The organism is Bradyrhizobium agreste (assembly GCF_016031625.1).
Classification (GTDB): domain Bacteria; phylum Pseudomonadota; class Alphaproteobacteria; order Rhizobiales; family Xanthobacteraceae; genus Bradyrhizobium; species Bradyrhizobium agreste.
The window spans coordinates 223,681-236,166 of the sequence record NZ_JACCHP010000003.1 but is presented as its reverse complement, the minus strand read 5'-3'; the positions used below and the strand labels follow the sequence as shown (position 1 = coordinate 236,166).

At 65.7% G+C, this 12,486-nt stretch carries 9 protein-coding genes and 2 tRNA genes; 10 read left to right on the top strand and 1 reads right to left on the bottom strand.

Translation table 11 applies throughout. From position 1 onward, the window contains the following. Positions 1-6: 6 nt before the first annotated feature. From HZZ13_RS05890 to HZZ13_RS05870, 5 genes are all read left to right on the top strand, one after another. Entirely contained in the window at positions 7-3,156 is a 3,150-nt protein-coding gene (locus tag HZZ13_RS05890) for an efflux RND transporter permease subunit (RefSeq protein WP_197958697.1), read from the top strand. Beyond that, positions 3,156-6,263: an efflux RND transporter permease subunit gene (locus tag HZZ13_RS05885; protein WP_197958696.1), complete on the top strand. Its 3,108-nt coding sequence runs from the start codon at positions 3,156-3,158 to the stop codon at positions 6,261-6,263. Before HZZ13_RS05890 ends, HZZ13_RS05885 begins: the two co-directional genes overlap by 1 nt. A gap of 36 nt (positions 6,264-6,299) precedes the next feature. Next, on the top strand, positions 6,300-7,040 hold the full coding sequence (locus tag HZZ13_RS05880; protein ID WP_197958695.1) for a tRNA-uridine aminocarboxypropyltransferase: 741 nt from the start codon (positions 6,300-6,302) through the stop codon (positions 7,038-7,040). Between the two features lie 84 nt (positions 7,041-7,124). Further along, positions 7,125-7,198, top strand: a tRNA-Cys gene (locus HZZ13_RS05875). A gap of 180 nt (positions 7,199-7,378) precedes the next feature. After that, entirely contained in the window at positions 7,379-7,525 is a 147-nt protein-coding gene (locus HZZ13_RS05870) for a hypothetical protein (RefSeq protein ID WP_197958694.1), read from the top strand. 80 nt (positions 7,526-7,605) lie between these two features. Here the strand turns inward: HZZ13_RS05870 and HZZ13_RS05865 are convergent, their stop codons facing one another. Next, complete coding sequence (locus HZZ13_RS05865; RefSeq protein ID WP_197958693.1) at positions 7,606-7,812, bottom strand: hypothetical protein; 207 nt, start codon at positions 7,810-7,812, stop codon at positions 7,606-7,608. A gap of 262 nt (positions 7,813-8,074) precedes the next feature. Between HZZ13_RS05865 and HZZ13_RS05860 the strand changes: the two genes are divergently transcribed. The 5 genes from HZZ13_RS05860 (at position 8,075) to HZZ13_RS05840 (ending at position 12,452) form a co-directional block, all read left to right on the top strand. Continuing rightward, on the top strand, positions 8,075-8,335 hold the full coding sequence (locus tag HZZ13_RS05860; protein WP_197958692.1) for a hypothetical protein: 261 nt from the start codon (positions 8,075-8,077) through the stop codon (positions 8,333-8,335). A 383-nt stretch (positions 8,336-8,718) separates the two neighbouring features. Continuing rightward, a complete protein-coding gene (locus HZZ13_RS05855) occupies positions 8,719-9,882 on the top strand; it encodes a PspA/IM30 family protein (RefSeq protein ID WP_197958691.1) in 1,164 nt (387 codons plus the stop codon). Between the two features lie 10 nt (positions 9,883-9,892). After that, complete coding sequence (locus HZZ13_RS05850; protein ID WP_197958690.1) at positions 9,893-10,552, top strand: OB-fold-containig protein; 660 nt, start codon at positions 9,893-9,895, stop codon at positions 10,550-10,552. 23 nt (positions 10,553-10,575) lie between these two features. Next, entirely contained in the window at positions 10,576-12,273 is a 1,698-nt protein-coding gene (locus HZZ13_RS05845; RefSeq protein ID WP_197958689.1) for a flotillin family protein, read from the top strand. Positions 12,274-12,377: 104 nt separating this feature from the next. Beyond that, positions 12,378-12,452: transfer RNA gene (locus tag HZZ13_RS05840), tRNA-Asn, on the top strand. Positions 12,453-12,486: the final 34 nt, after the last annotated feature.

Sequence of the window (12,486 nt, the reverse complement as noted above, 5' to 3'; positions counted from 1 at the left end):
TAACCCATGGGTGTCTCCGAACCCTTCATCCGCCGGCCGATCGCGACCTCGCTGCTCGGCATTGCGCTTCTGATCGGCGGGCTGCTCGGCTATTTCGCACTGCCGGTCTCGGCGCTGCCGCAGGTCGATTTCCCGACCGTGCAGGTGACGACGCAGCTGCCGGGCGCGAGCCCCGACGTGATCGCCTCGCTGATCACCGCGCCGCTGGAGCGGCAGCTCGGCCAGATCCCGTCCCTGTCGGCGATGAACTCGACGAGCTCGTTCGGCGTCAGCCAGATCTCGCTGCAGTTCGACCTCAACCGCGACATCGACGGTGCGACGCAGGACGTGCAGGCCGCGATCAATGCCGCCGCGGGCGTGCTGCCCAAGACGCTGCCTTACCCGCCGACCTACGCTAAGGTAAACCCGGCGGATGCGCCGGTGATGACGCTGGCGCTGCGCTCGGACACGATCTCGCTGCGGGCGATGAGCGACATCGCCGACACTATCCTGGCGCAACGTTTGAGCCAGATCTCCGGCGTCGGGCGCGTCTCCGTGTTGGGCGGGCTGAAGCCGGCCGTGCGCATCCAGGCCGATCTGGCGCGGCTTGCGGCCTACGGCATCGCGATGGAGGATCTACGCACCGCGATCGCCAATGCCAATGTATCAGGGCCGAAAGGCTCGCTCGACGGCGCTCAGCAATCCTACATCATCGCCGCCAACGACCAGATTGCCGCGGCCGACGCCTACAAGCCCGTCATCATCGCCTACCGCAACGGCTCGCCGGTGACCATTGCCGACGTCGCGCAGATCGTCGACGGTCTCGAGAACGACCGCACCGGCGGCTGGTACCAGGGCACGCCGGCGGTCATCATCGACATCCAGCGCCAGCCCGGCGCCAACGTCATCGACGTGGTCAGCCAGATCCGCGCCGAGATCCCGAAACTGCAGCGTGCGATCCCGGCCGGCGTGAACCTCACCATCGTGTCCGATCGTACCGTCACCATCCGCGCCTCGGTGCGCGACGTACAGTTCACGCTGATCCTTGCCGTCGTGCTGGTGACGCTGGTCGTGCTATTGTTCCTGCGTTCGTTGCGCGCGACCGTGATCGCCGGCGTCGCCCTGCCGCTGTCGCTGATCACGAGCTTCGGCATCATGTATTTTGCCGGCTTCAGCCTCGACAATCTGTCGCTGATGGCGCTGACGATTGGCACCGGATTCGTCGTCGACGATGCCATCGTGATGATCGAGAACATCGTGCGCCACATGGAAAATGGCGATGGCGCGATGGAGGCCTCCTTGAAGGGCGCCAGCGAAATCGGCTTCACCGTGATCTCGCTGACGGTGTCGCTGATTGCGGTCTTCATCCCGCTGCTGTTCATGTCGGGCCTCGTCGGGCGCATGTTCCGCGAATTCGCGCTGACCTTGACGATTGCGGTCGTGACCTCGGCGGTGGTCTCGCTGACGCTGACGCCGATGATGTGCTCGCGACTGCTCAAGCACGCGCACGAGGAGCTGGCCGTGCCGGGACTGGCCGCGATCAGCCGCTTCATCGACCGCACGGTGGATGCCTATCACAGATCGCTGTTGTGGGTGCTGGAGCGCCAGCGCGCCACGCTGGTCGTGACTTTCGCCGCGCTGATCGCGACCCTGGTGCTGTATGTCGTCGCGCCCAAGGGCTTCCTGCCGCTGCAGGACACGGCCTCGATCACGGCAGTGACGGAGGCGGGGCCCGACGTGTCGTTTGCGGAGATGAAGAGGCGACAGGCCGAGGCGGCCGATGCCATCAGGGCCGACCCTGATGTGGTCGGCGTGGTCTCGGTGATCGGTGCGGGCTCCGTCAACCCGACCACCAATGTCGGGCGCCTCGTCATGAGCTTGCGGCCGCGCGGCGAGCGCCGCGACGATGTCAGCGTGGTCGTGACCCGGCTGAAGGAGAGGGTCTCCGGCATCCCGGGGATGACCGTGTATTTCCAGCCGGTGCAGGACGTGCAGATCTCGACCCAGTCGAGCCGCTCGCAATACCAGTACACACTGACCGGCACCGATGCGACGCTGGTCTCGGAATGGGCGCGCAAGCTGGTTGCGGAGATGCGGCGCGATCCCCTGTTCCGGGACGTCTCGTCGGAGGCGCAGGAGGGCGGCCTGCGGGCGCAGCTCGATGTCGACCGCACGCGGGCCGGCCAGCTTGGCGTCAGCCTGCAAGGAATCACCGACACGCTGAACGATGCCTTCGCGCAGCGGCAGATCTCGACCATCTACGGTCAGGCCAACCAGTACCGCGTGGTGCTGGAGGCGCTGCCGATGTATCAGCGCGATCCCTCGATCCTCTCAAAGCTCTATCTGCCGGGTGCCGCGAGCGCCACCGCCGGCGCGCCCAATGCCCAGGTGCCGCTGTCGGCCGTGGCGACGCTGAAGCGGACCACGGCGCCGCTGGCGATCTCGCACCAGGCGCAATTCCCGTCGGTGTCGCTCAGCTTCAACGTGGCGCCGGGCGCGGCGCTCGGCGATGCCGTCGAAGCCGTGAAGGTGATCGAGACCCGCATTGCCATGCCGGGCAGCATCGTCGGCGTCTATGCCGGCGATGCCGCCGAATTCGCCAAGGCACTGGCCGGCCAGCCCTGGCTGCTGCTCGCCGCCGTCATCACGATCTACATCGTGTTAGGCGTGCTCTACGAGAGCTATATCCATCCGATCACGATCCTGTCGACGCTGCCCTCGGCCGGCGTCGGCGCCATCCTGGCGTTGATGTTGTGCGGACAGGACCTCTCGGTGATCGGCCTGATCGGCATCATCCTCTTGATGGGCATCGTCAAGAAGAACGCGATCATGATGATCGACTTCGCGCTGGATGCCGAACGCGGGCAGGGCATGTCGCCCAATGAAGCCATCGTGCAGGCCTGTCTCCTGCGCTTTCGCCCCATCATGATGACGACGCTGGCGGCGCTGTTCGGGGCGCTGCCGCTGGCGATCGAGAGCGGCACCGGCGCCGAGCTGCGCTTTCCGCTCGGCATCTCCATCATCGGCGGTCTGCTGCTCAGCCAGCTCCTGACGCTTTACACGACCCCCGTGATCTATCTCGCGCTCGATCGCATCAACCGCCGTCTCGAGCAGGCGCTGCCGCCGGCCGGATCCGGCGGCCCGCCGGTCGCCGGCGCGACCGAGGGGATGCAGTGATGGCATCGATCTCGGAGCCCTTCATCCGCCGCCCGGTCGCGACCACGCTGCTGTCGATCGGGCTGTTCCTGCTGGGGGTCGTCGCCTACCAGTTCCTGCCCGTCGCCTCGGTCCCGAACGTCGACTTCCCCTCCATCTTCGTCTCCGCCAGCCGGCCCGGTGCCGACCCGTCCGTGATGGCGGCGACGGTGGCTTCGCCACTGGAGCGGCGGTTGGGAGAGATCGCCGGCATCAACCAGATCACCTCGACCTCGAGCCTCGGCACGACCAGCATCCAGCTCCAGTTCGACATCGGCCGCAACATCGACAAGGCCGCGCGTGACGTGCAGGCGGCCATCAACGCCGCGATGGTCGACCTGCCGAGCGACCTGCCGTCGCTGCCGCGTTTCCGCAAGGCGAACACCGCCGGCGCACCCATCTTCGTGCTGGCGTTGACCTCAAAGACGATCTCTCCCTCGGCGATCTACGACGTCGCCGACAGCGTTTTGGCGCAACGCATCTCCCAGGTGCCGGGCGTCGGCAACGTGTCGATCTCCGGCGCCGACCAGCCGGCCGTGCGGGTGCAGCTCAACCCGGTTGCGCTGTCCAATGCCGGAATTTCGACCGATGACATCCGGACCGCGATCATCGGCGCCAACGCGCTCGGCCCCGTGGGCATCTTCCAAGGCGAGCGCCAAAGCGAAACGCTGTCGCTGAACAGGCAGATGCGCACGGCGAAGGAGTTCCGCGACATCGTCATCAAGGGCTCGGGCACCAATTTCGTGCGGCTGTCCGACGTCGCCGACATCGAGGATTCCGTCCGCAACGTCCGCTCGATCGCCTGGTTCAACAAGCAACCGGCAGTTCTGATTCAGATCACCAAGCAGGGCGATGCCAACGTCATCGACACCGTCGACCGGGTCAAGGCGCTGATCCCCGAACTGAAACAGTGGATACCCGCCGGTGTCGAGATCTCGACCCTGGTCGATCGAACCGGCACGATCCGCGCCAGCGTGCTGGACATGCAATGGACGCTGCTGGCAACGGCCGTCTTGGTGATGGTCGTCGTGTTCGTGTTCCTGCGGCGGCTGACCCCGACCATCGCGGCCGGCATCTCGGTGCCGCTGGCACTCGCCGGCACGTGCGCCGGCATGTGGGTCGCGGGCTTCTCCATCGACAATTTGTCGCTGATGGCGCTTGCCATCTCCGTCGGCTTCGTCGTCGACGACGCCATCGTCATGATCGAGAACATGTTCCGCAATCTCGAGCACGGCATGCGGCCGTTCCGGGCGGCGCAGGAGGGCGCCAGGCAGATCGGCTTCACCGTGGTCTCGATCAGCCTGTCGCTGATCGCGGCGTTCACGCCGCTGATCTTCATGGACGGCGTCGTCGGCCGACTCTTGCGCGAATTCTCGCTGACGCTGACCTTCGCCATTCTGGTTTCGACGCTGGTATCGCTGACGGTCACGCCGATGATTTGCGCCCATTACATCCGGCAGACCACCTCCGGCACGGCAACGCTGTTCGATCGCATCGTTGAAGGCGCGCTGTCGCGCACCATCGTGTTCTACGCCCGCAGCCTGCGCACCGTGCTGGAATTCCCGCTGTTGACGCTGCTGGTGTTCTTCGCCACCATCGCTCTCACGGTGACGCTCTACATCAAGGTTCCCAAGGGCTACTTCCCGACGGACGATTCCGGCTTCATCATCGGCGCGACGCGCGCCTCGGCGGACATCTCGTTCCAGTCGATGCTCGGCCTGCAGCAGCGGCTCGCCGAGATCGTGATGCAGGATCCGGCCGTGGCCGGCATCGGCTCGACGGTCGGCAGCGGAGGCGGGGGCCCAGGGCCGGCGACCTCGAACCGCGGCACCATGTTCATCAGCCTGAAACCGCCGGAGGAGCGCGCCCACGTATCGACGCAGGTCGTGATCGACCGGCTCAGGCGTGCGCTGTATCCCGTGCCCGGCATCCGCCTCTTCATGTTCGCCGCCCAGGACGTGCGCGCGGGCGGGCGGCAGAGCGATTCCGACTACCAATATACGCTCACCAGCACCGATCTCGGCCTGCTGCAGACATGGGCGCCGATCGTGGCCAAGCGCATGGAGAGCGTCGAGGGCATCACCGACATCTCCAGCGATCGTGACCCCGGCGGGCTGCAGCTGACGCTCTCCATCGACCGCCAGAAGGCGTCCGCGCTCGGCGTCAGGGTCCAGGACATCGACAACGCGCTGAACAATGCTTTCGCACAGCGGCAGATCTCCATCATCTATACCCAGCGCAACCAGTACATGACCGTGCTGGAGATCGACCCGAAGTTCCAGGTCGATCCCTCCAATCTCGATCGCATCTACGTCGCCGGCGCGGGTGATGCGCAGGTGCCGTTGTCGGCCGTGGTGCGCACGACGCGCGGGCTCGCTGCGCTCGCCGTCTATCATTCGCAGTCGTTCCCATCGACCACGGTGTCCTTCAATCTGATGCCGGACGTGCCGCTTCAGGCGGCGACCCAGAACATCCAGCGTGCGGTCGACGAGTTGCACATGCCCGAAGGCATTCGCGGCAGCTTCGACGGCAACGCCGGCGACTTCGCCAGGACCAGCGGTCGCCAGCCGCTCCTGATTCTCGGCGCGTTGGTCGCGATGTATATCGTCCTCGGGGTGCTCTATGAGAGCCTCGCCCATCCGCTCACGATCATCTCGACGCTGCCCTCGGCCGGCTTAGGTGCGCTGCTGGCCTTGCAGCTCACCAACACGCCGCTGACGGTGATCGCCTTCGTCGGCATCATCCTCTTGATCGGCATCGTCAAGAAGAACGGCATCATGATGGTGGACTTCGCGCTCGATGCCGAGCGCCAGCGCGGGCTGTCCTCGGCCGAGGCGATCTTCGAGGCCTGCCAGGCGCGCTTCCGCCCGATCCTGATGACGACCATGGCCGCGCTGTTTGCCGGCATTCCGCTGGTCATCGCGACCGGCCCCGGCACGGAGCTGCGTCGCCCGCTCGGCATCACCATCATCGGCGGCCTGTTCGTCTCGCAGATCCTGACGCTGTACACGACGCCCGTGATCTACCTCCTGATCGACCGCATGCGGCGCCGCTCCGAGCCGCGTCCGCTGGCGGCACCGGCGGAATAGGTTGTTGCAGCGCCGCGCGAAGCGTATAGCGGCGCCATGTCCAAGCCGCCCGAGACTGCCGCCGCGCCGGCCGAGCCGATCCCCGAATGCCCGCACTGCCAAAAGCCGATGCCGCTGTGCATCTGCGACAGCGTCACGCCGATTGAAAACCGGCTCTCGCTGCTGATCCTCCAGCATCCGCAGGAGCAGGACAGGGCGCTCGGCACGGCGCGGCTGCTGGCCAGGCACTTCGCCGATGCCACGGTGCGGGTCGGCCTGTCCTGGCCGAGCCTGTCCAAGGCGCTGGGGCGGCCGGTCGAGAATGCCGCGCGCTGGGCCGTGCTCTATCTCGGCTCGGCGCGCGCTGCCGACCTCGATGCCGAAGGCGAGATCGTCGCGCTCAACCGCAAGGGCGAAATCGCGGAGAACCAGCGCGCGATCCTCGGCAAGCTCGAAGGCGTGGTGCTGCTCGACGGCACCTGGAGCCAGGCCAAGGCGCTGTGGTGGCGCAATCCCTGGATGCTGAAATGCCAGCGCGTGATCCTCAATCCGGCACATCCCTCTCGCTACGGGCGCTTGCGCAAGGAGCCGCGCCGCGACGGCCTCTCGACGATCGAAGCCGCCGCGACCATCCTCGCCGGCCTCGAGCGGCGCCCTGATATCGCCGAGACGCTTCATGCCAGTTTCGAACGGATGCTGGCTCGCTACCGCGAGGTCCAGGACGAGATGCCGGAACTGGCACCCAAGCCCGCGCCCAAGGGCCGCCGGCGCGACTTCCGACGCGGCAAGCGCGCCTGATTTCGGCTGGACATTTCGCTGCGCTACCCGCGGGCCGTGGGGTTGCCTAAGCCATTGATCCCCTATATTGGTCCGCCCTTACGGGGCCACGTGGCGGAGTGGTTACGCAACGGTCTGCAAAACCGTGTACACCAGTTCAATTCTGGTCGTGGCCTCCATCACAAGCTTCTGATTTTCCAGCAGAAATGCGAGTTTGTCTTGGCTTTCGAGCAAGGCCTGACGAGCCGCGCCCACCGGATTTGTCCGGGGCTTGGCGGAAACCCGCGATTCAGTTCGGATGGCACAGACTTCGCATCTGCGAAGTGATGCATGTCCCATCAACGAGCGCTGGAGAGCACGTGGGCGAAATCGTCCGATTTGTCTCGAAATCCGAGCTGGAGAAGGCTCGTCTCATTCGTGAGGCGCGCGCGATCTACGACAGCATCTTCCCGCCGGCCGTACCCGAGCGGGCACCGCGGGACGGTGAAGAGCGACTCAAGAATTGATCGTCGTTGCACGGGGCGTGGGGGCTCGTGAGGCCGGGCCGCCCGCACGGCGAGCCGCATCCGCTTACGAGAAGTCGGCCTCAGCAGGCCGCGTACCAGCCGTCGGGAAAGGGCAGGAGGGGCCAGGCGCCCTCGTTGTCATTGGCGGCCTTATTGGCAACCTTGGGCGTTGTGTCGAAGCTCCATGAGCGGGGCACGTATTCCTCCACCGGCACGGGCGCGAAATCCTCAAAGGCCATGGCGTCCCGGACAGCATCCAGCAGCAAATTGAATTCGGCTTCGCTCATCACACCCTCGCAGAACGCGGATGGCGCAATGTCGCAAAGCACGTTTGTTTCCGGATTGACCCGATCGTTCGCATTTTAACGATGCGGCGATTGGGCCCCGAATGGTTAGCGATTCCTGAAAATCCCCGGAGCAACCCTACGAGCCGCCGCCGCGCAGCGGGTGTGGAGGAGATCACATTCCCGGCGGTTTATTTCTCCTACCCCTTTGCCCCGTGCCGGCCAATGCAGGCCGGAGCGGGCAGGGCCGAGCGGGAGACTGGTCATGAAGGCGAGGTTCTTGCGGTTTGCGGGCGTGAAAAGCCGGGCGCGGGGCGCCTCAACAGTCGGGCTGTTCCTGACGCTGTTTGCCTCCGCGGCTCATGCACAGGGAACGGCGGAGCAGCGGCGGGCCTGTACCCCTGACGTCTACCGGCTCTGCGCCGGCGAGATCCCCAACGTCCGCGCCATCACCGCCTGCCTGCGCCGCAACCGCGGCAGCCTCAGCGAGGCCTGCCGCAGCGTATTCGATCAGGCCGGCGGTTGAACGCCGAGCTTGTGGGTTTGTGCGCAGCAAGTGCCTCGCGCACCCTCACGATTCGCGCTGGTCAGCCTGTGGATATGCTGCGGACAGACTGTGGACGACCGTGGAGTTGCGTCGGCGGAGGCCGATGACATTCGGGGGCCTTGGCGAGATGGAGAAATCGATTTCGCTCTAGGCGCAGAGCGAGTGACGGCCTACAGAACGCTCCCCGCATTTCGACTCAAATTGCAACCGGCGCGTGCAAGATGTCTTGATTGGTCGTGAGCTAGGAGTGATCGGCCGCTTTGAACGTGGGCCCGGACCGTCGCGACTAACCGACAGAGTGCATATGGATCAGCAGAACGTGATCGAGCTTCCTCTCACTAAAGCACCAAAATGGTGCTTTAGTGCTTTCCATGAGCCAGTCGCCCCGAAACACGCCGTCCGCGCTGCGTTACAGGCTTGCCCCTGACCCGGCCGCCAAGGCCGCCATCGAGGCGACGTTTCAGGCCTATGACCGCATGATGGAGATCCTCGAGGAGGTGGCGCGGACTCACAATGTGGGTTCCAACGTGGTCCTGCTCCACGCCCATGCCTATGAGCCGATCCGCAAACAGACCGCGCTGCCCTCGCGGCTGGTGACTCTGGGCCTGCGCGACCGCAACGAGTATCGCGCCTCGCCAGGGCGCCGCCTGCCGCTCGACGACAAGCTCGCCAAGATCAAGGGGCCCGCCACCATTTCGATCGCGACCGTGCAAGGGCGCTTCAGCGTGCCCTTCGACTACGCCGGCTATGCCGAGGGCTGGGGGCAGAGCGTGCCGGCGCGCCTCATCCGCACCGACGACGGTTTCGAAGTTCACTACGGCGTCACGCCGAACAGCCTGCCAGAGGAGGAGAACGCCATGGATACCATCGCTGCCGCTCCCGACAACCTCCTGTCCCGGGTGGGACGTCTCATTGCCGGGATCGCGTACGACGCGATCGAGCAGGCGGAAGGCAAGAACAAGCTGAAGGTGGTCGGTCAAGCCATCCGCGAGATCGAGCGCGCCGAGACGGAAGCGCGCGATGCGCTCGCCGCCGCGCGCGCCGAGGAATATCGTCTCAACGCGCGCCGCAGCGAGATCGAGCGGGCGATGACCGATCTTACCGCCAAGATCGAGGCCGCGGTCGTGGACGGGCGCGATGATCTCGCCCGCGCCGGCATCGCGCGGCAAATGGATCTGGAGGCGCAGTTCGAGGTGCTCTCCCGCGCCGTCGACGAGAACAACGAGAAGATCGAACAGTGCGTCACCTCGCTGCGTGCGGTGCTGTCGGCGCTCCAGGATGCCGAGCAGCGCCGCGCCGATCTCGAAAAGAGCGAGGCGGCCGCCAGGCCACAGGCGTCGATGTCGTCACGGAAATCCGGCGGCACCTCCGCTGCCGCCAAGGCGCTGCGAGCGGGCAGGGCGGTGGCACGGACCACCGGCGTGCCGCCGGGAATTCCTTATTCGAGCGACATCGACGAGCTGAGCACGCTCCATCGCGACAAAGAGATCGCAGCGAGGCTGGCCCGGCTGAAGTCGGGCTCCTGAGTGCCGTGCCATGAGCGCTCTGCTCGAACACGTCATGTCGCCTGAGGTCAGGCCGTTCGCGATTGCAGCGGCCATGATCGTCATCGTCGGCTCGGTCGAGGTGATCTCGATGCTGGTCGGGGCCTCCTTGAGCGAGATGCTCGGCACCAACATCGATTTTGCTCATCCCAGCGACAACGGCGTGCTCAACGCCATCTCCTGGATCAATGTCGGCGGCGTGCCGCTCTTGATCTTCCTGCTGCTGCTGCTCGGCGCCTTCTCCATCACCGGCTTCCTGATCCAGGACCTCGCGCGAATGGTTGCGGGTCCCTTGCCGGCCACGGTCGCCTCCGTCGGGGCCGTCGTGGCGTCGGTTCCGCTGGTGCGCGGCGCCAGCAGGGCCATCGCGCGGGTCATACCCAAGGACGAAAGCTACGTCGTGGGCCTTGGGGATCTCGTCGGCCGGATCGGGGAGGTCGTCGTCGGCCCGCTCGACCAGGGGCCGCCCGGCCGCGTCAGCGTCGCCGACGTCCACGGTAACCGCCATTTCGTCTCGGCGGTCGCGGCGCCGTCATCGGGACCTTTGCCGCAGGGAACCATGGTCCTCCTGGTAGATCGCGATGGCACACGCTTCGTCGCGGTGAAGGCCGACGATGAACTCAAGCCGTCCAAGCCCACTCTAAGCAATTAGCAAGTCCCACAGCGGAGAAAGTCATGTTCGACATCGCAGTCCCGGCCGTGATCGGCGTCGCGCTGATCGTCGTCCTGGGGATCGTCTTCACGATTCTCTACAAGCGCGCCACCCGCGACGAGGCCTTCGTGCGCACCGGGCTCGGCGGCAAGAAGGTCGTGCTCGATGGCGGCGCCATGATCCTGCCGATCTTCCACTCCTATGCCAGCGTCAATTTGAAGACGTTGCGCCTCACCGTCGAGCGCAAGGAGCGGGAATCCCTGATCACCAAGGACCGCCTGCGCGTCGACATCGTCGCCGAGTTCTACGTCCGCGTCCGTCCCGACGAGGAGAGCATCGCGCTCGCGAGCCAGACGCTCGGCGCATTGACCAATGACGCCGAGGCGCTGCGCAACCAGGTCGAGGCGAAATTCGTCGACGGCCTGCGCTCGGTCGCGGCGACCATGACCATCCTGGAGCTTCAGGAGAAGCGCTCGGATTTCGTCAAGCACGTGCAGTCCACGGTCGAGTCCGACGTCAAGTCGAACGGCCTCGAGCTGGAATCGGTGTCGCTGACCAAGCTCGACCAGACCGACGTCAAGTTCTTCAACCCCGAGAACTTCTTCGACGCCGAAGGCCTCACGCAGCTGAAGACCATCACCGAGACCCGTCGCCGCGACCGCAACGCCATCGTGCGCGACAACGAGGTGGCGATCGCGCAGAAGGACCTCGAGGCGCGGCAGCAGACCCTGACCATCGAACGCACCAAGAAAGAGGCGGAGCTGTCGCAAGAGCGCGACATCGCCAACAAGACGGCGAGCACCCGCGCCGAGGTCGCAACCGCGACGCAGACCGCGCGCCTGACCGAGGAGAATGCCCGCATCGATACTGACAGGGCGGTTGCCGAGAAGGAGGCCGGCGCCAAGCAGGTCAAGGAAACCGCGGTGATCGAGTCGGACCTCGCAATCAACAAGCGCAAGACCGACGCCCAGCGCGAGATCCAGATCGCGACGCAGGAGAACGAGATCCAGATCGCGGCGAAGAGCAAGCAGACCTCGGAAGCCGTCGCCGAGGCCAAGGCCGCCGAAGCGCTGGCCGTCTCGGCCGAAGAAAAGGTCGTGACCGCACGCGCGGTCGAGGTCGCCGATCGCGCCCGTCTCACCCAGGTGCTCGCCGCCCGGACCGAGGCCGAGCGCAAGTCGACCGAGCTGATCGTCGCGGCCGAAGCCGAGAAGAAGGCCTCGCTCGACCGCGCCGAGGCCGTCAAGACGCTGGCCACGGCGGAAGCCGAATCCAACAAGATCAAGGCGGTCGGCGTGCGCAACATCGGCGAGGCGGAAGCTGCCGTCATCACCATGAAGAACGAGGCGCAGAACAAGCTCGGCAGCAACGTGATTGATTTCGAGATCGCCAAGAAGCGGATCGAGACCATGCCCTCGGCCCTGGCCGAGATGGTGAAGCCGATTGCGAACCTCAAGGACGTCCGCATCCTGCACACCGGCGGCGCGTTCGGCGGCAACGGCGCGAGCGGCGGCAATGTCGGCTTCGGCGAAGGTCTGGCCGGCGAGCTGCTCAAGGTCCATGCGCTGCGTCCGATGATCGACGAGATCCTGCGCCAGAGCGGCTTTGCGCCCGGCGACGATCCGGTAAAGGCGCTGGTCGGCGCCGTGACAGGAAAGAGCAACGGCGCGGCCGTGCCTGCGCCGGCCGCGGTCCTCGAAAAGACCGAGGCCGCCGAGTAATCCTGGTGACAGGCTTGCGTTTGCAGAGGACGGTGAATTCGTCCTTTGCAAGCGCAAGCGGCTTTGTTATACGCAGCCGCGCGCGAACGAACGGTTCGCCCTTTTCCTCGGTAGCTCAGCGGTAGAGCATCCGACTGTTAATCGGATGGTCGCTGGTTCGAATCCAGCCCGGGGAGCCAAATCTTTCCATAACTTCAATTGGTTGCGATCGTG